Below are 21,835 nucleotides of genomic sequence, written 5' to 3'. Positions count from 1 at the left end.
TATAAGTTGAAAGGGGGTGGTGGTATGGAGTTCCACGAGGTGCTGGACGCATGGGACGAAACGCGCGGGAATGCTGTACTGGCCACAGTCATCGGAGTGGAGGGTCATGGCTACCGCAAGGAGGGCGCTTCGATGCTGCTTTATGCCGACGGCCGCCGTGTCGGGGCGATCAGTCCGGGCTGCCTGGAGGCCGACGTCATGGAACGGGTGCCGGACATTGCGGCCGGCGGTCCCCCGCAAACGGTTGAGTACGACATGAGGGATGCCGACGATTGGGCATGGGGAGAAACGGTCGGCTGCGGCGGAAAAATCACGGTGCTGCTGGAATCGGTGGAAGGAAGGCTCGCCGACGCGCTGACCGAGCTGCTGTCGCGATTGCGGCTCGGCGAAGCGTGCTGCTTGGTGCGGCGGCGGCAATCGAAGGCCGCCCGGTCTGCATTCATGAGCGGCACTGGTGCGGCGGGCGCGCCGGAAGGGCTTGGCAGGCACGAGGAATCGGGAATGCCGGGGCTGCCGGGAGAGTCGAGGGGGCCGGAAATGTGGGGAATGCCGGGAGTGCTGGATGCGAGCCTGGAGTACGAAGTGGAAGCGGTAAGTTCCGGGGAGGCGGCGACAGGCTGGGAAGACGATGGCTTCCGCTTGCTGTGCGAACCGAAGCCGCGTTTGCTTATATTCGGCGCGGGTGCGGATGCCGAGCCGCTCGCTGCGCTGGCTGCTGCGTCCGGGTTTCGCGTCGTCGTGGCCGATTGGCGGGAATCGCTTTGCTGCCCGGGGCATTTTCCCGGCTGTGGGACGTTCGTCGGCTCGCCGGTGGAGGCGGTCGAGCGGCTCGGCGTAAGCGAATCGGATTACGTTGTGGTGATGAGCCATCATCCGGGCCGCGACCGTCAATGCTTGCAGGCGTTGTGGCCGCGGGCTGCCCGTTACGTCGGAGTGCTCGGCTCGAAGGCGCGGACCCGGCGGTTGCTGGAAGGAATGAACTCGCCGCCATGGCTGCACTGGCCTATCGGGCTGGCCATCGGGGCGGTCGGGCCGCAGGAGATCGCCGTCAGCGTCGTGGCGGAGTTGATTGCCGTGCGCAGGCGGGCAGATATACGCGGGGAAAGGGGAAGTGCGCTTGAAGGCGGCGGGGCTGTATTTGGCAGCCGGTCAAAGCCGGCGAATGGGAGTCCCCAAGCTGTCCATCCCGCTCGGGGATAAGGGTCCGCTTGGCGGTATGGCGCTGCGGGAGGCGGCTCAATCCGGGTTGGATGATATCTTCGTTGTTACGCGTTCAGGGGAGCGGCCGGACTGGTATCCTTTTGCAGAGGGGGAGGCCGCGGGTGAACGCTGCTTCCTCATTCCCGCGCCCGAGGCGGAGCTCGGAATGGCGCTCTCGATTCGAGCGGGCTTGTCGGCTGCGGCCGACAACGGTCCGTATGATGCGGTTGTTGTCCTGCTGGCGGATCAGCCGCTGCTGCGCGCGGACATGATCGACCGGCTGTTGGCGGCATACAGGGCCGATCCGTCGCTTGAATTCGCAGCCTGGGCGGATCGGGGAGAGGCGCGGCCGCCGGTGCTGTTCGCAGCGTCCGTATTTGACACGCTGCGCCGTTTGGCAGGGGACGAGGGGGCGCGCAAGCTGCTGACGGGCTCGCGGCTGCGCGGGAAACTGCTGGAGGGGGAAGCGGCGTGGTTCACGGATTTGGACACGCCGCTTGAAGTGGAGCTTTTCATTGAACGTTACGTGCTCGGCGGATAAGTCGGTGAAGGGGCTGGAAGGAGAGGTGGAAGTAAATAGCGGAACTGTAAGGGGCATCGTTATGCTGGAGGGACCGAGCTGCGAGGTTTAGGCGAATCGCGCATCGTGGTTCCGTTATTTTCGAATGAAAGCTCCGCTATTTGCGCGAGACGGGTCCGGCTGAGCGGGTTTGGGCGCAGGGAGGACTACATAGGACGGCGAATATACGAGAAAGCTCCGTGTAGTGTTAACTATATGTTATGTATATACCGATAAAGGTGATTATTTCACAAAAACAGCTCATCTTTTTAGCACAAAAAACAAAATAATGTCATATTAATTGACGTATATATGCCGCTGACTTATAGTGAAATTACTTCAAAGACAACGATGGTGCCCAAGTAAACGAAATGATCTAAATCATGTATGCGGAGGAGAGCGCAATGAGACTGACTCAGGTATGGACGGCGGCATTGATGTTGATTTTGGCCATGATTGTGGGGGTGGCCGGTTGTTCGCAAGAAAGTGCGAAACCGGCTGCGACAGGGACGACTGATCCGAAGCCTGCGGATACGGCGGCGAAGCCGACAGAGACAAAGGCACCGCGCGTCGCATTCGTCTACATCGGACCTCCAGGTGACGGCGGTTGGACGTACGAGCACGACCAAGGGCGTTTGCAGATGGAGAAGGAGCTGGGCATCAAGGCTGATTTCGTCGAGAACGTACCGGAAAGCGCCGATGCCGAGCGGGTGATCACGGAGCTGGCGCAAAACCACGACCTCATTTTTACAACAAGCTTCGGTTACATGGAATACACGCTGAATGTCGCCAAGAAGTTTCCGAAGGTTATCTTCATGCACGCATCCGGCTACAAAACGGCCGACAATATGGGCACCTATTTCGGACGCAATTATCAGGCCAGCTATTTGGCAGGCATCTCCGCCGGTAAAATGACGAAAAAGAACGTGATCGGTTACGTCGGCGCGTTCCCGATTCCGGAAGTCATTTATAACATCAACGCGTTCACGCTGGGTGCGCAAAGCGTCAATCCGGACGCGAAAGTCAACGTCGTGTGGAGCAACACCTGGTACGATCCGGCGACGGAGCGGCAAGCCGCCGTCAGCTTGCTGGACAAAGGCGCCGACGTCATCGCCGCTTACCAGGACTCTCCGGCCAGCCTGCAGGCGGCTCAAGAGCGCGGTGCGTTCGGCATCGGCAACGATTCCGATATGTCGCGGTTCGCACCGGAAGCGTACATCACGTCCCCGGTATGGAAGTGGGGCCCTTACTACACGCAAGTGGTCAAGGAAGTCATGGAGGGCAAATGGAAGCCCGGCCAATATTGGGGCAGCATGAAGGACGGCATCGTCGATTTGGCGCCGCTCGGCAAGAACGTGCCGGACGACGTGAAGAAGCTGGTCGAGGATGCCAAGGCCAAGGTGATGAGCGGCGAGCTTGACGTATTCAAAGGGCCGATCTACGATGCGGCGGGCAGTGTGAAGGTGGAAGAAGGCAAGACGCTGGCGGATGCGGATATTTTAAGCACGAACTGGTTTGTCAAAGGGGTTGAAGGCACGATCCCGAAATAAAACGGGCTTCCCATGATGCAAATCCCTTCGTAACCGCGAAGGGATTTGTGCTAGCCGAAGGCCCCGGGTGAAGAAGAGAGGCTGACTCGAATGACGGAATATGCGTTTGAAATGACCGGTATCCTAAAGCGGTTCGGCCCGGTAACCGCAAGCGACGGCGTCGACCTGTCCGTTCGGCGGGGCGAGATTCATGCGCTGCTCGGCGAGAACGGGGCCGGCAAGAGCACGATCATGTCGATATTATCCGGCGTGTACCGCGCGGACGAAGGCGAGATTCGCATCGGCGGGAAGCCGGTCCACATTCGCGGTCCGAAGGACGCGATGAAGCTCGGGATCGGCATGGTCCACCAGCATTTTCGGCTGGTGGCGGCGATGACCGGAGCGGAGAATATTGTACTGGGCCAGCGCGGCAGCGTTTGGCGAGGCAAAGGCTGGATGCGGAGCAAGCAGCGGGAGCTGGAAGAGCTGGCTCGTAAATTCGGCCTGAGCGTTCCGATGGACCGGCCGGTCTGGCAGCTGTCCGTCGGCGAGCAGCAGCGCGTGGAAATTATGAAGACGTTATACCGCGGGGCGGACATCGTCATCCTCGACGAGCCGACCTCCGTGTTGACGCCGGGAGAAGCGGAAGAGCTGTTCCGCACGCTGAGGTCGATGAAGCAGGAAGGCAAGACGGTCATGATTACGACCCACAAGCTGAGGGAGGTCATGGCGGTTGCCGATGTGATGTCCATGATGCGCAAAGGAAAGATGATCGCATCTGTCGCCAAGGCGGATACGTCGGAACAGGAGCTGGCGCAGCTGATGGTCGGGCGGTCGATCGAGGCGGCAACAGCGAATCATGCCGGTCCGTCGCCGATCCGTGATCAGCGGAAGGCGCTTGGCGCGATTCTCGCCGTGGAGCGGCTGCAGGTGAACGCGGATCATGGTCGTCAGGCGCTGCAGGGCGTTACGCTGCAGGTAGGCAAGGGCGAGATCGTCGGCGTCGCCGGGGTTGCCGGCAACGGGCAGAAGGAGCTGGCGGAAGCGTTGACGGGACTGCGCCCCTGGCAGTCGGGTACGGTCGTATACGACGGCCGGGAGCTGCAGACGCCCAGCGTGCGCAGGCTGATTGAGCTGGGTGTCGCCCATATTCCGGAGAACCGGATGAAAAGCGGCTTAGCTGGATCGCTCGGCGTCACGGATAATTTATTATTCAAGTCGTATCGTACCCCGGCCCGTTCGCGTCTCGGCTTCTTGCGAAAAGGGGGAAATCGCAGGTGGGCCGAGGAGCTGGTGCGGAAGTTCGACGTCAAGACGCCCGGTCTGGACGCGCCGGTGCGCCAGCTGTCCGGAGGCAACCAGCAGAAGCTTGTGCTCGCCCGCGAAGCGGAGCAGAAGCCGAAGCTGCTCGTTGCCGTGCATCCGACGCAGGGTCTCGATGTCGGGGCTGCTGACGGGGTGCATCGCATGCTTCGGGAGCTCGCCGAAGGCGGAACGGGCATCCTGCTCATATCCGAGGATTTGGACGAAGTAATCAAGCTGTCGGATCGTGTGCTCGTGCTGTTTAACGGCACGATTCAAGCCGAATTTCGAGCCGGGACGTTGGACCGGGGCGATATCGGCTCCGCCATGGCCGGCTTACCGGAATCGCGAGGTGAAGCCATATGAGTACCGAACCCTCAGCCGGAGCTTGGGGAGCAAAGGCGCAGACGGCGGAAGCCGGGGGCGCCGACAAGCCTAAATTTCGCCTGGAGCTGAACTCCGCTCCATCTGGCGTATGGTGGATGCCGATCGTGTCGGTTGGGCTGGCGCTGGTGTTTTGCGGGTTGTTTATTGCGCTGAACGGCATGAACCCGATCGCCGTTTATTTGAAAATGCTTCAAGGCGCCTTCGGCTCCAGCTATGGCATCAGCGAAACGATGGTCAAAGCGATTCCGCTGCTGTTATGCGGACTCGGCGTCTCGTTCGCCTACCGCATTTCGATTTGGAATATCGGAGCGGAAGGACAGCTGATCGCCGGTGCGATCTCCGCGACGGCGGTTACGATTTATTGGCCGGAGCTCGGCGGGCTTTGGGCGATTCCCGTCATGATGATCGCCGGGATGGCCGGGGGCGCGCTGTGGGGGCTGCTGACGGCCCTGCCTCGTACGCTGTTCCGGGTGAACGAGCTGATTACTTCTTTAATGTTGAATTATGTGGCGATTCTATTGCTGAATTTCTTCGTGTTCGGTCCCTGGAAAGATCCGAAAGGGATGAACTTCCCCGGCACCGCGGAATTTCCGCCGGCGCAGCAGCTGCTGACGCTGGGCGGCTCGCGGCTTCACCTGGGGCTGGTATACGGTCTGGTCGCGGTCATTCTATACGCGGTCTGGATGAACTACACGCGCTGGGGCTACGAGCTTCGCTTGCTCGGCGCGAATCCGGCTGCGGCCAAGTACGCGGGGATCGCGGTGAACCGTCACATTATCGTCGTGATGCTGATCAGCGGCGGCCTGGCCGGACTTGCGGGCATGAGCGAGGTGTCCGGGGTGACGCACCGGCTGATGTACGGATTGTCGCCCGGTTACGGGTATACGGCCATTATCGTCGCTTGGCTCGCCAAGCTGAATCCGGCCGGCCTGCTTGTGTCGTCCGTGCTATTCGGCGCACTGATTGTCGGCGGCTACAGCGTGCAGACGATCGGGCTGCCGTCGTCCATGTCGCTGATGCTCCAGGGCGCGATCTTATTCTTTCTGATTGCCGGGGATCACTTCGGAAAATACCGGCTGCGCCGCAGCCGCAGCGATAAAGCATAAGGAGCCGGGAGTCGACCGGCGGTCGAAGGGGGCTGTTCACGTTGGAATTCACGATTACTTTGCTGATCGCGGCGATTTCCGCCGGGACCCCGCTGCTGCTTGCCGCGCTCGGGGGGATTTTATCGGAGAGGGCGGGCATTATTCATCTCGGTACGGAAGGCATCATGCTGATGGGAGCCGTGCTCTCCTGCATGACTTATATCACGACCCAAAGCCTGGGGCTCGCGCTTCTGTCGGCGCTGCTGGGTACGGCGCTGTTGGGCGGGCTGCACGCCTTATTGACGGTTACGCTGCATGCGAACCAAACCGTCAGCGGTCTGGCCATTACGCTGTTCGGCACCGGATTAAGCGCCTACTTGGGCAAAAAGTTCAGCGGCCAGCCGATTCCAGGCTCCGTGCCGAAGCTCGATCTGCCGTGGCTGGAAGCCGTGCCGTTCGCCGGCAGACTGCTGGCGCATCAGGATTGGATCGTATGGTTCAGCCTGGTGCTCGTCGTCGCGCTGCACACGCTTATTTACCGTACGTCCTGGGGGCTGCATCTCCGCGCCGTCGGCGATAGTCCGGGGACGGCGGACGTGATGGGCATTCCGGTGGCGCTGTTTCGCTACACGTATGTCGTGCTCGGCTCGATGCTGATGGGCTTGGCCGGCTCGTATTTGATCCTGGCGTATTCGCCCAGCTGGACGGAAGGGATGACGGCCGGACGCGGGTGGATCGCGGTGGCGCTCATTATTTTCGCCCGTTGGAATCCGGTTCGCGCTTTGTTCGCCGCTTATTTATTCGGCGGGCTTGATGCCCTGGGCTTCCGCATTCAATTGCTGGGAACCCCGATTCCTTCGTATTTTCTGAAAATGATGCCGTACCTGATCACCATCGGCGTACTGATGTATGTCGGCTGGAAAACGCGCAGCAAGCCTTCGGGCGGCCCCGAAGCGCTCGGACTTCCGTATTTGCGGGAGCAGCGCCACTAGAGGTGAACGTGATGAGTCTGGAAAAGCGAGGTGAGGCGGATGGCTGTTGGCGAATATCCCTTGCCGGATATGCGGAAGCGGGTGTGGCAGCCGCGAACGCTGGCGGAAGCTTGGCAGTTGAAGAGGACGCTGGGCGAGCAGGCCGTGATCGTCTCCGGCGGCACGCTGCTGCGAACGCAGTGGGAAGCGGGGACGGCGATCATGCCGGGGCATCTGGTCAGCCTTGAATCGGTACCGGAACTGCAGGTATGCGAAGCGGGCGGGGCAGCGATTCGGATCGGTGCGGGCGTGACGCTCGCCGCTTGTCAGCGATGGGGGGACGCTCCGTCCTTGCTGAAGGAAGCCTGCCGCCGTATCGCGGCTCCCTCCATTCGCCGCCTGGGTACGATCGGAGGCAACGTCATGTCGGCCTCGGGCGATTCGCTGCCCGCTTTGGCCGTGACGGATGCAGAGCTGGTATGGTACGACGGCAGCGGGTCGGTGGCCGAGCCGGTCGGCGCCTGGCTGGAGCAGCGGCGTGCGGTCGGAGGCTCCGCGAAGGAGACGCGCCTGCTGAAGGAGGTTCGCTGGAGCAGGAAGGCGGATGACCAAGAGGCTTGCGGCTATTACGAGAAAGTCGGGCGGCGCGAAGGGTTCAGTCCTTCCGTCGTGACGGTAGCCGGACAATTTCGGCTCGATGCGGCGGGCAGGCTGCGCGGCGTACGGTTGGCCGCCGGCAGCGCCGCTGCGGTCGCCTGCCGGCTGGCGGAGGCTGAGGCGCTGCTGGAAGGAAGCGTATGGAGCGCGGACTTGAGGCGCAGCGTGCATCAAGCCGTGATGGAAGGGTTCGACGGCGGAGCGGATGCTTTCGCTACGGCGGCATACCGCAAGCGTGCAGCCGCCCATTTGCTGACGGCGTTCCTGGAGGAGCGCGCCGGCTGCCGGGGGGACTGAGAGAGGAGGGGCAGGATGAGACTGGATAGAACGATGGCAGGAACACGCTGGCACATACGCCCGGACGGACCGGATAAGGTGACCGGACGGCTGGCGTATTTGACGGATATGGGCATGCCCGGCATGCTGTACGGCAAAATTTTGCGAAGCGCTTATCCGCACGCCTGGATCTTGTCCATCGACACGAGCCGGGCGCAGCGGCTGCCGGGGGTTCATGCGGTGCTTACCCATCGCGACGTGCCGGGCTTGAACCTGTTCGGTATCGCGGTTCCCGATCAGCCGGTGTTGTGCGAGGATCGCGTGCGTTTCGCCGGAGATGCCGTGGCGGCGGTTGCGGCTGAAACCGAGGAGCTGGCCGAATATGCGCTGACGCTGATCGAGGTGGTCTATGAGCCGCTGCCGGTCATCGACAGCCCGGAAGCAGGGCTGCGGCCCGATGCGCCTAGGCTGCATCCGAACGGGAACGTGCTGCATCGCACCGATTATGAGCGGGGGAATGCCGCGCAGGCGTTCGCGGCCTGTGCTTTCGTTACGGAAAATACGTACCGGACCCCGCGTCAAATGCACGTCTATATGGAAACCGAAGGCGGATTGTTCGTCCCGGAGCCGGACGGCGCAGGACTTACGGTTTATGCGCCGACGCAGCACGGCTATAAAGACCGGTTTCAGCTGTCGCGTATTCTGGCGATGCCGGAGCCGAGCATTCGCGTCGTGTCCAGTCCGATCGGCGGCTCGTTCGGCGGCAAGGACGAACTGAACGTGCAGCCCTACGGGGCGCTGCTGGCTTTGAAGAGCGGCCGGCCGGTCAAGCTGCACCAATCGCGGATGGAATCGGTTCGCGCCGGATTGAAGCGTCATCCGATGAGCGTGACGATGCGCACGGGAATGGACGCGAACGGCAAGCTGCTCGCCCATGAGGTGCGCATCGTGGCCGATACCGGCGCTTACGCCACGCTGGGCGAACCGGTCTTGAACTTCGCGACGGAACACGCGCAGGGGCCTTACCGGATTCCGAACGTCGCGATCGAAGGCTTGTCCGTGTATACGAACAACGGCGTATCGGGCGAGTTTCGCGGCTTCGGCGGCAATCAGGTGATTTTCGCGATGGAGGGGCAGCTCGACCGGCTGGCGGAAGCGGCGGGCATCGATCCGTGGGAGCTGCGCAGCCGCAACTTGCGGGAAGCGGACGATCCCGGGCCGTTCGGCCAGCGGATCGTGGCGACAGACGGCGCCCGCCAGGTGTGGGCGTCGGTGGCCGGCTCCGAGCTGATGCGGAGGAAGGCGCGGGAAGAGCAGGCGGCGTGGCCGGCCGCGAATGAAGAGCTCGCGGGATCGTCGAAGGCGGGCGAAGAGCGCGAGGCGTGGCCGGCGATGGGCGAAAGACGGGCGGGCAGCACCCGGGAGAAGTGGCTGCGCAGGGGAATTGGCGCCGCCATCGCCATGCACGGCTCCGGGCTTGGCTTCGGTCTTCCGGACCCGGCTGGCGGCCGCCTCCGCCTGAATGCCGAAGGCCGCATTGAAGCGGCATTCGGCTACGAGGAATTCGGGCAAGGGCTGCTCGCTTCCTTGCAAATCATGCTGACGGAGCGGTTCGGCTGCGCCAAGGAAGATCTGGAGCTCGTCATCGGCGATACGGCCCGCGTGCCGCACAGCGGCTCCAGCACCGCCTCGCGGGCGACGAGCATGATGTGGCAGGCGCTTCAGCGAATGGAGGCGCCGTTCGCGGGAAAGCTGCTCGAAGCGGCCTCCAGGCTGACCGGCGTTCCGGCCGATCAATTGAAGACCGGTCCGGGCGGCATCTGGCGAACGGCGGTAAGCGGCGAAGCGGAGCCGGTCATCCGATACCGTGAGCTGTCGGAACGGACGGAAACGCCGATCGCCTGCGAGACGGCGTTTCACTTTCCGACGACGCCGGATGAGCGGGTGGGGGCGCATTTCTTGCATACGTACACGGCGGTGGCCGTCGAAGTCAAGGTGAACCTGCTGACCGGACGTGTGCGGGTGACCGATCAGTACCATGCGGTCGCGGCCGGACCTGTCGTCAATCCGATGGGGTATGTCGGGCAGATTGAAGGCGGCAGCCACATGGCCATCGGATTTGCGCTGACGGAGGACGCTGTCATGGAGGGCGGGCAATACTTGACCCGCAATCTGGATGCTTATTTGATTCCAACGGTGAAGGATACGCCCGCCGGCTTCCTGCTGGATGCAATCGAGGGGCTGCCGGAGGGCGATCCGTTCGGTCCGCGGGGGATCGGCGAAATCGGTACGGTCGCCGTAGCTCCGGCCATCGCCGCCGCCGTCCGTGACGCCGTCGGCAAGTGGATAACTTCACTCCCCATCAACCCGGAAGAGCTTATGGCGGACGATCCGTTTGAAGAGGGGGGAGCGCGATGAGCAGTCTGCCGCAACCGGAACAGGAGACCCGGCTGGCTTGTACCTTGAACGGCAAGCCTTTGGAGCTGGCGGTTGCCGCCGAACGCCGTTTGGTGGATGTGCTGCGCAAGGATCTCGGGCTGACAGGCACGAAGATTTCGTGCGAAATCGGCCGCTGCGGCGCATGCATGGTGCTGGTGGACGGCAAGCCGATGAATGCCTGCTTGCTGATGGCGTATCAGGTGGAGGGCCGCTCGGTCACGACGATCGAAGGTTTGGCCGGCGACGACGGCGGGCTGCATCCGGTCCAGCAAGCCTTCCTCGAGGAAGGCGGCTTTCAATGCGGATATTGCACGCCGGGAATGGCCGTCTCTCTGGTCGGCCTGCTTGACCAGTGCCCGGCTCCGAGCCGGGACGACGTGGAGGAGGCGCTGTCCGGCAACCTGTGCCGCTGCACGGGGTACGGCGGCATTATGCGCGCTGCGGACGCTGCGGTGCGGAACAGGTGCGGGCGGCGCAATGCCAGCGAGCGCGATTTTACCTGAGAAAGGAGAAAGGCGGAACCGCGAATGACAACGATCCATCGCATTTCAATCGGCCAACTGAATCGAATGACGCAGGCCGGGTTTGTCGAAGCGCTCGGCGCGGTATTCGAGCATTCGCCATGGGTTGCCGAGCGTGCTTATGCGGCGCGGCCTTTCGCAGACTCGGAGCAGCTGCACCGCGCGATGCTGCGGGTAGTTGACGGCGCTTCGCGGGAGGAGCGTCTGGCGCTGCTCCGGGCGCACCCGGATTTGGCCGGGCGTCTCCAGATGAGCGAGATGTCGGTCCAAGAGCAGCGGGGCGTCGGGTTGAACGAGCTGAGCGTCGACGAATACGACATGTTTACCCGCATCAATACGGCGTATACCGGCAAATTCGGATTCCCGTTCATCATGGCGGTGAAGGGCAGCTCCAAGGAGCTGATTCTCGAAGCCATGCAGGCCAGACTCGAACACAATGTGCAACAAGAGCAGCGTCAAGCGATGACGGAGATCGCCAAAATTACCCGTTTTCGGCTGGACGATTTGATTCTACAGGAAGGGAACGATTGCGTTATGACTACCGGCTATGGCAAACGAACCATGTATTACGGCAAAGGGGATGTGCTCGTCTACCGCACGTATGTCAAACCCCTTGAAGTCAGCCCGATTCCCGAATCGGCCTATACGGGGTCGGACAATGTCATTTTCGCCCTGAATGTCACGGTTTCCGTCAGCGGGGATGCGTTCCTGCCTTCTTTCACGCAAGCGGACAACAGCATGGTGGTGGCGACCGATTCGATGAAAAATTTCATGCTGTGGCATGCCGCCGATTTCGAGGGCTCGACGGTTGAAGCGTTCCTTCGTCATGCGGCGTGCTTGCTCCTGCATAAGTACGCGCATATGTCCGGCGTTGAGCTGTCGGCAGAGCGGCTGCCGTTCGATGCGGTGCCGATTGCGGCGGGGAACGGCGAATTTCGCGGCAGCGGGCTCGTGTACCGCCGCTCGCGCAACGAGAGCGGACGATTTACGGTTCGCGTGGAGCGGACCGGGCAAAGCCTGGAGACGGTCAAGCAATCGGCCGAAATCACGAATTTGCATTTGATCAAAGTCAGCGGGAGTTCCTTCGCGAATTTCGTCCGCGACGAGTATACGACGCTGCCGGAGAGCTTCAACCGCCCGTTGTTCATTTATTTGAACATCGGTTGGGAGTACGCGAAGGCCGACGACGCCCTCGACGGCCAAGCTTACGCGGCCCCCGAGCAAATCGCCGATATCGCGCATACCGTGTTTCACGAGGTGAACAGCGCGTCCATTCAAAGTCTGATTTACGTGATCGGCTTGCGCATCTTGGAGCGTTTCCCGCAGCTCGGGCGCATCTGGTTCGAGTCGAACAACCGCACGTGGGAAACGGTAGCGGAGTCGGCGGCGGGCTCTTCCGAAGCCAAGGTATTTACCGAGCCTAGACCGCCTTTCGGGTTTCAGGGCTTCTCCATGACGCAGGAAGACCTCGCTGAAGCGCAGGCTGCGCAGAAGGCGCAGGGAGCCGCCCTCACATGAGCGGGCGTCTGACGACGCATGTGCTGGAGCTGTCCGGCGGCCGGCCTGCCGCAGGGATGCGGGTCGCGTTATACCGGATGACGCCGGAAGGAGCCGTGAAGCTGCGCGAAGCGACGACGAACGCCGACGGGCGCTTGGATGCGCCGCTGCTGGCCGGCGGCGATCTGCTGGCCGGCACCTATGAGCTTGTTTTTGACGTCGGCGATTGGTACAGCGCCCGCCAGACGGCAGGCGGCGCCAGCGTGCCGACGTTCCTGGAGCAGGTGCCGGTTCGATTTCGCATAGCCGACGGGCAGGAGCATTACCACGTGCCGCTGCTGGTCGCGCCGGGCGGATACAGCACGTACCGGGGCAGCTGAATCCGCCGGGCGGGGAACACGGACGAGGCCGAGAGGGGATGGGCGTATGCTGGATTTGAAAATAACCGGCGGGCTTGTCGTGCTGCGGCACGAAGTTCGCCGTCTGGATATCGGCGTAGCGGACGGCCGGATCGTCCGGTTGGCCGAACATATCACGGGTGAAGCATCAAGGCACTTTGACGCCCGGGGACTTCATGTGCTGCCGGGGATGGTTGACGCGCACGTTCATTTGAACGAGCCGCGCATGGGCCATTGGGAAGGCTTCGAGAGCGGTTCGAAGGCGCTGGCCGCCGGCGGCTGCACCTCTTTCCTGGATATGCCTTTGAACGGACTGCCGCCGACCGTCTCGGTGGCGGCCATGTCCCAGAAGCTGCGGGCGGCGGCGAATCGCTCCAGCGTCGATTATGCGCTCTGGGGCGGGCTCGTTCCGGGCAACCTGAAGGAACTTGAACCGCTTGCCGCGGCCGGGGTGATCGGCTTCAAGGCGTTCATGTCCGAGCCGGGCGGCGAAGGCGAAGAACGGTTCCGGCGCGCCGACTATGCGACGCTGCGGGAAGGCATGAAGCGCATTGCCAGGCTGAACCGCGTGTTGGCGCTGCATGCCGAGGATGAAAGCATGGTCGCTTCGCTCGCCGGGCATTCGATCCGCGAAGGGCGCACCGGCGCTCGCGATTACGCGGCGTCCCGGCCGATATCCGCGGAACGGACCGCTGTGCGCCAAGCGCTCGAAATGGCGCGCGAGACCGGGTGCGCGCTGCATTTTGTCCATATCAGCAGTGCGGAATCGGTTCGGATTATTCGTAAAGCGAAGGATCGCGGCTTGGATGTGACGGTTGAAACCTGCCCGCATTACCTCGTGCTGACCGAAGACGACATGGAGCGGATGGGACCGGTCGCCAAGTGCGCGCCCCCGCTTAGAAGCGCCGAGGATCAAATGAAGCTGTGGCAGGCGGTGGCGGACGGCAAAATCGACATCATCGCGTCCGATCATTCCCCGAGTCCGCTGGAGCTGAAGCAAAGCTCGAATTTCTTTCAGGCTTGGGGCGGCATTGCAGGCGCGCAAAGCTCGTTGGAGCTGATGGTGGACGAAGGCCATTTGAAGCGGGGCCTGCCGCTCCCGCTGTTGTGCCGTATGCTGTCGCTCAATCCGGCCGTGCGCTTCGGTCTGCATCCCCGCAAAGGGGAGATCGCCGTCGGCGCCGACGCGGACCTGGCGCTGGCCGATCTGCAGCGGGGGTATACGCTGGAGAGCGGGCATTTGAAGCAGCGGCATGCGTATAGTCCTTATGTCGGCCGAAGGTTCGGGTGCCGCGTCAGCGCGACGTTCGTGCGCGGCCGGCAGGCGTACCGGGCGGATACGCAATCGATGGCGGAGGATGCGGCTGAGGCAGGGGCATGGCTCCGCCACAGCACCTGAACTTTGCGCAGCAGAAACGGAGGAAACGCGATGACGAACGAAGGGAAGCCGGAAGTCGCGGCCGCAGGAGAGCCGGCGCCAACCAAGGAGCCGCCGGAAACCGGGGCGCTCCTCCGCCGCTTTGCCGCGGAAGCGGCGCATATGCTGGATTGGCTCGCGCAATTCGGGAGCGGGGCGAATGCGGATGAAGGGGTTACGCGGCTGCTGTACACCCCGGCCTGGCAGCAGGCGCAGGGTGCGCTTGCGGAGCGATTGGCGGGCTGCGGCCTCGCCGTATCCTATGACGACGTCGGCAATTTGTATGCCCGATTGGACGGCGCCCGGGAGCGCGAAGTCGTCGCGACGGGCTCGCACATCGATACGGTCGTCCGCGGAGGACGTTACGACGGCGCGTACGGCATTGTGGCGGGCGCCCTCGCGCTCGCTTATTTGAAGGAGGCGTATGGACAGCCGGAGCGCACGCTTCAGCTGGTCTCCTTTGCGGAGGAGGAAGGCAGCCGCTTCCCGCTCGCGTTCTGGGGCTCGGGCAGCGTGACCGGCCGCTACCAAGCACGGCACGCGCCGGATGCAGCGGATGCAGACGGCGTTTCACTTGCCGCCGCCATGCATGAAGCCGGCTTTGGCCAGGGCCGGTATGCGGCGCCTCCTGCGGCGGCCGATTGGTCGGCGTTCGTGGAGCTGCACATCGAGCAGGGCAGCGTGCTGGAGCGGGAAGGCGCTGCGATCGGCATCGTTCAGGGGATCGTCGGTCAGAGACGCTTCGGCTTCGAAGTGTCGGGCGAAGCGAACCATGCCGGAACGACGCCGATGTCCTACCGCCGGGACGCCTTATGCGGCGCGGCCGAGATGATCGTCGCGATCCGCGACGCGGCGCTCGCTTACGGCGACCCGACGGTGGCTACCGTCGGTCGCCTGGAGGCCAGTCCGGGCGCGGTTAACGTCGTACCGGGCAGAGCCTCGTTCACGCTGGACGTCCGGCACCCGGACGGAGCGGCGCTGGAAGCGTTCTGCGGCGAGTTGATGACGACGCTGGAGCGTATCGCCGCTTCGAACGGGCTGACCGTATCCGCCAGCTTGTGGACGGAAGCCGCTCCGGTGCGCATGAACGGCCGGCTGACGGAAGCCTTGGACCGCATCTGCCGCACCCGCGGGCTCGTCTGCCGGCACATGTACAGCGGAGCCGGACACGACTCGCAGCTGCTGGCGCCGGTATGCCCGACCGCGATGGTCTTCGTGCCGAGCCGCGGCGGCATCAGCCATTCGCCCGCCGAATATACGAAAGCCGAAGACCTTGCCGCAGGTATTGTCGTCTTGGCGGATCTGCTGTATGCTCTAGCTTATAAGGGGGAAACGCCATGAGACCGTACCGCGATTTAGCCCCGTCCCTACGCATGATTATGACGCCGGGACCGGTGGAGGTCGATCCGCGCGTGCTGCGTGCGATGTCCCTGCCCATTCTGGGACAGTTCGACCCGGAGTTTACCGAAATCATGAACGAAACGATGGGCATGCTGCAGAAGCTGTTCCAAACCGGCAACCGCTGGGCATACCCGATCGACGGCAGCTCCAGATCGGGCATCGAGGCGGTGCTGACCGGCCTGGTCGAACCGGGAGACCGTGTGCTGGTGCCGATCTACGGACGCTTCGGCCACCTGTTGGCCGAGATTGCGGAGCGCCTGGGCGCCGAGGTGTTGACGATGGAGCAGGAATGGGGCACGGTGTTCGAGCCGGAAGCCGTGATCCGGCGCATGCGCGAGACGCGTCCCCACCTGGTCGCGATGGTCCACGGCGAGACTTCGACAGGGAGAGTGCAACCGCTTTCAGAAGTTGGCCGGGCTTGCCGTGAGCTGGACGCGTTGTTCGTCGTCGATGCGGTGGCGACGATAGGCGGCATGGAGGTGCAGACGGATGCATGGATGATCGATGCCGTCATTGGAGGGACGCAGAAGTGTTTGTCCGTCCCTTCCGGAATGGCGCCGGTTACCTACAACGACCGGGCCGAGGCCAAGCTGCACCGCCGCAAGCGCATTGAGCGCGGCCTCCGCGATTCCGCGAACGCGCCGACGAACGAAGGGGCGGTCATTCGCAGCAATTATCTCGATCTCAGCCAGCTGCAGGATTATTGGAGCCCGAAGCGCCTTAATCATCATACGGAGGCGACTTCGATGCTGTACGCATTGCGCGAAGGGGTCAGGCTCGTGCTGGAGGAGGGGCTGCCCGAACGGTTCGCCCGCCACCGGCTGCACGGAGAAGCGCTGAGCGCAGGCCTCTCGGCCATGGGATTGGAGCTGTTCGGCGATCCGTCCTGCAAGCTGCCGATGGTCGCCTGCGTCAACATCCCCGAAGGTATAGACGGTGAATCGGTACGCCGTATGCTGCTGCATGATTTCAACATCGAGATCGCCAGCTCTTTCGGTCCGTTACAAGGACGCATTTGGCGCATCGGCACGATGGGCTACAGCGGCCGTAAGAGCAACGTGCTGCACACGCTGGGCGCGCTAGAAGCTTCACTGCTCCGGCACGGCTTCAGGGCCAATGCGGGGGCCGCCGTCCAAACAGCGCTCGATGTATACGGGAGGGACGTCTAATGAACAATGTGATGCCTATCGCTTATCGCGGCATGATTGCGTCGCCGCATTATTTGGCCAGCTCGGTCGGAAACAGGATGCTGCAGCAGGGGGGCAACGCGTTTGACGCCGCAGTCGCCGTCAGCGCCGCGCTGGCGGCGGTTTATCCGCATATGACCGGGCTTGGCGGGGATGCGTTTTTTCTCGTATATGACGCCGCGCTCGGCAAGCTCCGCGGCTTCAACGGCAGCGGCCGTTCGGGCCGTCGTGTAACGCCGGAGCTGTTCGCCCGCGAAGGGCTTGACGCGATTCCGAAGCGGGGCGTACGGAGCGCGATTACCGTCCCGGGCATGGTCGACGCGTGGTGGGAGGTTTGGTCCGCTTACGGCCGGTTGCCGTGGGAACAGCTGCTTGAGCCCGCCATCCGTTATACGGAAGAGGGCGTTCCCGTTTCGCGCGATTTGCACCGCTGGATCGTCAAGGATCAGCCGCTGCTGATGGAGCAAGAGATTCATGCGCGCACCTTCCTGCCTCACGGCGCGCCGCTTGCGATCGGCGAAAGGCTGGTGCAGCCCGAGCTGGCGGCGACGCTTAAGCAGGTCCGCGACGGAGGGCGGGAAGTCTTCTACGAAGGCGAGCTGATGCGGCGTATCGTGCAGGGCTTGCAGCGCGACGGCGGCTGGCTGGAGGAAGAAGACTTCCGCTTGCACCGGGGCGAATGGACCGATCCGATTTCGACGACGTACCGCAGCCGGACAGTCGTTCAGATGCCGCCCAACTCGCAAGGCTTTTCCGTGCTGCAAATGCTGAATATGCTGGAGAACGAAGAGCTTGACCGCGTGCCCCGGCATTCCGCCGACTTTTATCACCTCGCCGCCGAGGTTGTCAAACAAGCGTTCCGCGACCGGGACGCGTATTTAACCGATCCGCGCTTCTCGCCGATTCCGCTCGAACGGCTTTTATCCAAGGAGCATGCCCGCGCGCAGTACCGCAGCATTCGCATGGCTTGGCCGGACGGGGTTTCGTTCGCCTCGAAGGCGATGGGTCAAGATACCGCTTACGCTGCGGCCGTCGATGAGGAGGGGAACGCGGTTTCGTTCATCCAGAGCCTGTATTTCGATTTCGGCAGCGTCTATACGCCGGGGGATACCGGAATCATGCTGCAAAATCGCGGCTCGTTCTTCTCGCTCGATCCGAACGAGGTCAACGTGCTCGCCCCGGGCAAACGCACGTTCCATACGCTCATGCCGGGCATGGTGCTGGAGGGCGGCAAGCCGTGCCTGCTGGTCGGCACGCAGGGCGGGGAAGGCCAGCCGCAGACGCAGCTTTCGCTGTTGACCGGCGTCCTCGACTACGGGTGCAGCGTGCAGGAAGCGATCGCGCTGCCGCGCTGGGTATACGGCCGTACTTGGGGGGACGACAGCGACCTGTTGAGAATGGAAAACCGCGGCCTTGATCAAGCGGCGATCCGCGACCTTCAAGCCCGCGGGCATCGGGTGGAGCTGCTTGGGCCTTGGGACCCGGTCGTCGGGCAGGCTCAAGCCATTAAGATTCACCCGGACGGCAGCTTCAGCGGCGCCGCCGATCCTCGCGGGGACGGCCTGGCGATAGGATGGTGAGCTAGCGATGTGGACAACAATGCTGGCGAAGCTGTGGCATTTGTTCATCGCCTTCGGTACGGCTACCCTGCTCGGTTATGGCGGAGGACCGGCGATCATTCCGATCTATGAGCATCAGGTCGTCAATAAATACGGGTGGATGGACACAGCCGAATTCGGCCGTTCGCTGGCTTTCGGCAATGCGCTGCCAGGGCCGATCGCCACCAAGCTGGCGGCGTACATCGGCTATAAAGTAGCCGGCTGGCCGGGCTCCATGGTGGCGCTCGTCGCCGTCGTTATGCCGACTGCGCTGATGATGATCGCCTTGGCCGGCGTCATGATCAAGCTCGAGCATAACCCTTATATCAAAGGGATGATCCGCGGCATTCAGCCGGTTATTTTCGTCATGATGGCGATGCTGGCCTACGATTTTGCCAAGTATGCGTTCGGGCAGACGGACGGTTCGGGGCCGCTGACCTTTCTTCCTTTTATCATCGCCTGCGTGTTCTTCGTGATGGTGCAATACTTGCAGCTGAATGCCGTTTGGGGGATCGTGATGGCGCTGGTCGTCGGGGCGTTTTTTCTGCGGGGGTCTTGAAGCTGCGTATAGAGCCAGGGAAGGCGATTAGTGAGCTCCCGGATTCCGGGGGCTGGTTTTGCTGCGCGTGCATTGCTGTATACGGGGAAAATCGGAGGCGAACCGGCAGCCTTGGGAGCGTACTCCGAGAGCGAGCCAGTGGTTGCGAGCATATGCGTAAGCCTGGAGCTTGCCCGCAGGCGCGCGCGATCTTTTAGCTGTTTGAAGGCGGCTCGTCCGATGATATGATGGGATTGAGCATGAACGAGGAAATGAAGGGGATGGTGATGGGGTCGATGTTTGAGCATCTTGTTTCTTTTCAATTTAACGAGAAGTATAGTCCGGATCTTGAGAAGCAGCTGCTTGAAGTCTTGTTGTCCTTTAAAGACCGGATTCCCGGCATTGTCGATTTGACGGCCGGCGTGAATGTGACGGAAGAAGCGGAGCATATGCACGGCTACACGCTGGGACTTCGCGTCACGTTTGAAGATCGCGAGGCGCTTCGTCGATATGGGCCGCACCCGGTGCACCAGCAATTCGTACAATTGTTGGACGGGATCGTCGAGAACGTCATTGTGATCGATTATCCGGTGATGAAATAACAGGAGAAGCCGAATCGAATGGAGACAGGCATAGGGGCGATTGTGGGCATTATTAGGGAGATCATTTTGCGGCCAAGAGCAGTCGACAAAAACGGAAGGCCCGGGGTGCGGTGACACCTCGGGCCTTCCTAATTTCGGGACGCAAGCTAACCTTGCTTCTGCCAATGCATGGAGCAGCTCTCTTTCGTGCTTCCCGCAGCATAGCTTGAGCCTGCTTCCGCTTGCTTAAGCCAGCCTCGGTTCGCTTACCGAGCTGTACCCGGCTGCATGCTCCTGAACAAATTCGACCAGCTCTTGATACTTTTTCCCGACGGTCGATGCGGATACAAGATATTTCTGAGCCAGGTTGTTTTGGGTGGTCGGCTGTCCGAAGGCTTCGGAGATCATATACTCCAAAGCAGCGCAGAACGCGCCAACTTTACGAATGACAGGCTTGCGCAGGGTGGAGAACTTGTTCCACGTCGAAACGGCCTCCAGCACGTGCTCCGGCTCATAAGAGGGCTCCATCTGCTGAATCAGATGGTCTGCAAGCTGCGAATACATTTCGTTGCCCCAATTCATTTCCGTAAAGGCCAGTCTCCTTACCTCGCCTATCGTTATGGCATCACCGCCTCCCGTGTTTGCGGGCGTGGCTATTGCTGCTTCTGCCGGACGCAGTTGCCTTTGTTCCCCGGTTTTGTCCGCCTCGAGACAACACTTTTTATACTTTTTTCCGCTGCCGCAATGGCATCGATCGTTTCTGCCTAACTTTAACACCTGTTTTCCTCCTAAAATGCTGTTTATGGACAATCGCATCTCTCCATTCTAGCATATCTTTTTTTTATTATGAAAAGGATAGATTTACCCTTGGCCGGTAACGGGGTACGAGACGTGCAAATTTTTATTTTCCGCTGCCTCCCTATATACTAAAATAAGGTAACGTGTATCGCTCGCCGGATGCAAGAAGGTCAGGCCTGCCGGAAGCAGGGTTATACCGAATCGTTATCGGGCAAAATCGAATGGACGGACGAAAGCGATACGTTAACCCCATAATGATACCATCAACAGGATAGGATCCTTACGATCATAACTTACTTTCCAGGAGGGTTATCATGAAAGCTTTAATTGTTATCGATTATACGGTCGATTTTGTAGTCGGGAAGTTGCCTTGCGGACAGCCGGGCATCGATATCGAGGAACGGATCGCGGAACTTGCGCGCGAATTCGCGGAGCAAGGCGCATTCACCGTCATGGCGGTGGATCTGCACGAGGAGAACGACCGGTTTCACCCCGAGCATAAGCTGTTCCCGCCGCACAATATTCGCGGTACCGAAGGGCGCAAGCTGTACGGCCGGCTTGAACAAGTCTACGAGGCGCAGCGCGGCCGCATGGATTGGATGGACAAAACGCGTTACAGTGCGTTTTGCGGTACCGACCTCGAGCTGAAGCTTCACGCGCGGGGTGTTCAAGAGGTGCATTTGGTCGGCGTCTGCACCGACATCTGTGTGCTTCATACGGCTGTCGACGCTTACAATAAAGGCTTTGATCTCGTCGTGCATGAGGATGCGGTGGCTTCGTTCAATCCGCAGGGGCACGACTGGGCGCTCCGGCATTTTCAGAACACGCTTGGCGCGAAGATTGTTCGCGGCGGGGAGACGGTTACGTTATAGAGGCAAGGACATGGAGGGAAGGCAGATGAATGAGGAGCAGTTGATCCTGCATACGGATAAATATCAAATCAACATGATGTATGCGCATTGGGTACAGGGTTCGCAGAATGAGAAGGCCGTCTTTGAAATCTACTTCCGCAAGCTGCCGTTCGGCAACGGCTTCGCCGTCTTCGCGGGGTTGGAGCGGGTGGTGCGGTATATGCGAAACCTGCGGTTCGGCGAGGAGGAGCTCGCTTACCTGCGCACGCAGGAGGAGAATTACCCGGAAGCGTTCCTGCAGGCGCTGCGCGACTTCCGTTTCACCGGCAGTCTGTACGCCGCCCCGGAAGGAACGCTCGTATTCGCGAACGAGCCGCTCGTACGTGTGGAGGCGCGCATATTCGAAGCGCAGCTGATCGAGACGGCGCTGCTCAACTTCGTGAACTACCAGACGCTGGTCGCGACGAAGGCTGCCCGGGTCAAGCAGGTCGCAGGCGAGGACGGGCTAATGGAGTTCGGCACGAGGCGCGCGCAGGAAGCCGATGCCGCTGTCTGGGGAGCGCGGGCGGCGTATATCGCCGGGTTCGATGGAACGTCGAACGTGAGAGCGGGCATGCTCTTCGGCATCCCGGCCAAGGGCACG

The 21,835-nt window shown here is 61.8% G+C and carries 20 protein-coding genes; 19 read left to right on the top strand and 1 reads right to left on the bottom strand.

The genetic code is table 11. The features are described 5' to 3' along the window. Positions 1-24: 24 nt before the first annotated feature. The 17 genes from JMF85_RS26870 (at position 25) to JMF85_RS26790 (ending at position 19,564) form a co-directional block, all read left to right on the top strand. The gene (locus tag JMF85_RS26870; protein WP_201319302.1) at positions 25-1,200 is read left to right on the top strand and encodes an XdhC family protein; all 1,176 of its coding nucleotides are present in this window, start codon (positions 25-27) and stop codon (positions 1,198-1,200) included. Further along, a complete protein-coding gene (locus JMF85_RS26865; protein WP_141335300.1) occupies positions 1,139-1,741 on the top strand; it encodes a nucleotidyltransferase family protein in 603 nt (200 codons plus the stop codon). Before JMF85_RS26870 ends, JMF85_RS26865 begins: the two co-directional genes overlap by 62 nt. Positions 1,742-2,163: 422 nt before the next feature. After that, complete coding sequence (locus JMF85_RS26860; protein ID WP_054799741.1) at positions 2,164-3,309, top strand: BMP family ABC transporter substrate-binding protein; 1,146 nt, start codon at positions 2,164-2,166, stop codon at positions 3,307-3,309. Positions 3,310-3,399: 90 nt separating this feature from the next. Then, entirely contained in the window at positions 3,400-4,956 is a 1,557-nt protein-coding gene (locus JMF85_RS26855; RefSeq protein ID WP_155614455.1) for an ABC transporter ATP-binding protein, read from the top strand. Next, positions 4,953-6,083 carry an ABC transporter permease gene (locus JMF85_RS26850; protein ID WP_054797203.1) on the top strand — a complete coding sequence of 377 codons (1,131 nt, stop codon included), beginning with the start codon at positions 4,953-4,955 and terminating at the stop codon, positions 6,081-6,083. The genes JMF85_RS26855 and JMF85_RS26850 overlap by 4 nt, the downstream gene beginning before the upstream one ends. A 41-nt stretch (positions 6,084-6,124) precedes the next feature. Next, entirely contained in the window at positions 6,125-7,054 is a 930-nt protein-coding gene (locus JMF85_RS26845; protein WP_054799742.1) for an ABC transporter permease, read from the top strand. A 39-nt stretch (positions 7,055-7,093) separates the two neighbouring features. Continuing rightward, positions 7,094-7,987, top strand: a complete 894-nt coding sequence (locus JMF85_RS26840) for an FAD binding domain-containing protein (RefSeq protein ID WP_201319301.1) — start codon at positions 7,094-7,096, stop codon at positions 7,985-7,987. Between the two features lie 15 nt (positions 7,988-8,002). After that, the gene (gene pucD / locus JMF85_RS26835; protein WP_201319300.1) at positions 8,003-10,384 is read left to right on the top strand and encodes a xanthine dehydrogenase subunit D; all 2,382 of its coding nucleotides are present in this window, start codon (positions 8,003-8,005) and stop codon (positions 10,382-10,384) included. Beyond that, complete coding sequence (locus JMF85_RS26830) at positions 10,381-10,908, top strand: (2Fe-2S)-binding protein (RefSeq protein ID WP_201319299.1); 528 nt, start codon at positions 10,381-10,383, stop codon at positions 10,906-10,908. The genes pucD and JMF85_RS26830 overlap by 4 nt, the downstream gene beginning before the upstream one ends. 24 nt (positions 10,909-10,932) lie before the next feature. Continuing rightward, on the top strand, positions 10,933-12,444 hold the full coding sequence (gene pucL, locus JMF85_RS26825) for a factor-independent urate hydroxylase (RefSeq protein WP_397376013.1): 1,512 nt from the start codon (positions 10,933-10,935) through the stop codon (positions 12,442-12,444). Beyond that, on the top strand, positions 12,441-12,803 hold the full coding sequence (gene uraH, locus JMF85_RS26820) for a hydroxyisourate hydrolase (protein ID WP_054797881.1): 363 nt from the start codon (positions 12,441-12,443) through the stop codon (positions 12,801-12,803). Before pucL ends, uraH begins: the two co-directional genes overlap by 4 nt. A gap of 46 nt (positions 12,804-12,849) precedes the next feature. Continuing rightward, positions 12,850-14,220 (top strand): allantoinase AllB, encoded by a 1,371-nt coding sequence (gene allB, locus JMF85_RS26815; RefSeq protein ID WP_127607897.1) that lies wholly within the window; start codon positions 12,850-12,852, stop codon positions 14,218-14,220. A 30-nt stretch (positions 14,221-14,250) separates the two neighbouring features. Continuing rightward, entirely contained in the window at positions 14,251-15,579 is a 1,329-nt protein-coding gene (locus JMF85_RS26810; RefSeq protein ID WP_201319298.1) for a M20 family metallo-hydrolase, read from the top strand. Next, on the top strand, positions 15,576-16,808 hold the full coding sequence (locus tag JMF85_RS26805; protein ID WP_201319297.1) for a pyridoxal-phosphate-dependent aminotransferase family protein: 1,233 nt from the start codon (positions 15,576-15,578) through the stop codon (positions 16,806-16,808). Before JMF85_RS26810 ends, JMF85_RS26805 begins: the two co-directional genes overlap by 4 nt. After that, positions 16,808-18,406 carry a gamma-glutamyltransferase gene (gene ggt, locus JMF85_RS26800; protein WP_201319296.1) on the top strand — a complete coding sequence of 533 codons (1,599 nt, stop codon included), beginning with the start codon at positions 16,808-16,810 and terminating at the stop codon, positions 18,404-18,406. Before JMF85_RS26805 ends, ggt begins: the two co-directional genes overlap by 1 nt. A 7-nt stretch (positions 18,407-18,413) precedes the next feature. Beyond that, positions 18,414-18,983 carry a chromate transporter gene (locus JMF85_RS26795; protein WP_236596013.1) on the top strand — a complete coding sequence of 190 codons (570 nt, stop codon included), beginning with the start codon at positions 18,414-18,416 and terminating at the stop codon, positions 18,981-18,983. Positions 18,984-19,207: 224 nt separating this feature from the next. Next, the gene (locus JMF85_RS26790; RefSeq protein ID WP_236596012.1) at positions 19,208-19,564 is read left to right on the top strand and encodes a Dabb family protein; all 357 of its coding nucleotides are present in this window, start codon (positions 19,208-19,210) and stop codon (positions 19,562-19,564) included. Between the two features lie 225 nt (positions 19,565-19,789). Here the strand turns inward: JMF85_RS26790 and JMF85_RS26785 are convergent, their stop codons facing one another. Next, positions 19,790-20,320: an SEC-C metal-binding domain-containing protein gene (locus JMF85_RS26785; RefSeq protein WP_164751814.1), complete on the bottom strand. Its 531-nt coding sequence runs from the start codon at positions 20,318-20,320 to the stop codon at positions 19,790-19,792. A gap of 335 nt (positions 20,321-20,655) precedes the next feature. Here JMF85_RS26785 and JMF85_RS26780 point away from each other — a divergent pair, with 335 nt between their 5' ends. Beyond that, positions 20,656-21,213, top strand: coding sequence for a cysteine hydrolase family protein (locus JMF85_RS26780; RefSeq protein ID WP_127607902.1), 558 nt, complete (start codon positions 20,656-20,658; stop codon positions 21,211-21,213). Between the two features lie 25 nt (positions 21,214-21,238). Beyond that, a partial coding sequence (locus tag JMF85_RS26775) for a beta/alpha barrel domain-containing protein (protein ID WP_483874228.1) occupies positions 21,239-21,835 on the top strand: 597 nt, incomplete at its 3' end.

Origin of the sequence: Paenibacillus sp. EPM92, from assembly GCF_016586185.1 — a bacterium.
Classification (GTDB): domain Bacteria; phylum Bacillota; class Bacilli; order Paenibacillales; family NBRC-103111; genus Paenibacillus_G; species Paenibacillus_G validus.
This window is presented reverse-complemented; position numbering and strand designations above follow the sequence as displayed.

Excerpts from the sequence above, each read along its gene's own strand:
- JMF85_RS26780 (WP_127607902.1), top strand. The coding sequence starts at position 20,656 with ATGAAAGCTTTAATTGTTATCGATTATACGGTCGATTTTGTAGTCGGG.
- pucD (WP_201319300.1), top strand. The coding sequence starts at position 8,003 with ATGAGACTGGATAGAACGATGGCAGGAACACGCTGGCACATACGCCCG.
- JMF85_RS26790 (WP_236596012.1), top strand. The coding sequence starts at position 19,208 with ATGATGGGATTGAGCATGAACGAGGAAATGAAGGGGATGGTGATGGGG.
- JMF85_RS26840 (WP_201319301.1), top strand. The coding sequence starts at position 7,094 with ATGGCTGTTGGCGAATATCCCTTGCCGGATATGCGGAAGCGGGTGTGG.
- allB (WP_127607897.1), top strand. The coding sequence starts at position 12,850 with ATGCTGGATTTGAAAATAACCGGCGGGCTTGTCGTGCTGCGGCACGAA.
- uraH (WP_054797881.1), top strand. The coding sequence starts at position 12,441 with ATGAGCGGGCGTCTGACGACGCATGTGCTGGAGCTGTCCGGCGGCCGG.
- JMF85_RS26830 (WP_201319299.1), top strand. The coding sequence starts at position 10,381 with ATGAGCAGTCTGCCGCAACCGGAACAGGAGACCCGGCTGGCTTGTACC.
- JMF85_RS26855 (WP_155614455.1), top strand. The coding sequence starts at position 3,400 with ATGACGGAATATGCGTTTGAAATGACCGGTATCCTAAAGCGGTTCGGC.
- pucL (WP_397376013.1), top strand. The coding sequence starts at position 10,933 with ATGACAACGATCCATCGCATTTCAATCGGCCAACTGAATCGAATGACG.
- JMF85_RS26810 (WP_201319298.1), top strand. The coding sequence starts at position 14,251 with ATGACGAACGAAGGGAAGCCGGAAGTCGCGGCCGCAGGAGAGCCGGCG.
- JMF85_RS26795 (WP_236596013.1), top strand. The coding sequence starts at position 18,414 with ATGTGGACAACAATGCTGGCGAAGCTGTGGCATTTGTTCATCGCCTTC.
- JMF85_RS26870 (WP_201319302.1), top strand. The coding sequence starts at position 25 with ATGGAGTTCCACGAGGTGCTGGACGCATGGGACGAAACGCGCGGGAAT.
- JMF85_RS26805 (WP_201319297.1), top strand. The coding sequence starts at position 15,576 with ATGAGACCGTACCGCGATTTAGCCCCGTCCCTACGCATGATTATGACG.
- JMF85_RS26850 (WP_054797203.1), top strand. The coding sequence starts at position 4,953 with ATGAGTACCGAACCCTCAGCCGGAGCTTGGGGAGCAAAGGCGCAGACG.
- ggt (WP_201319296.1), top strand. The coding sequence starts at position 16,808 with ATGAACAATGTGATGCCTATCGCTTATCGCGGCATGATTGCGTCGCCG.
- JMF85_RS26860 (WP_054799741.1), top strand. The coding sequence starts at position 2,164 with ATGAGACTGACTCAGGTATGGACGGCGGCATTGATGTTGATTTTGGCC.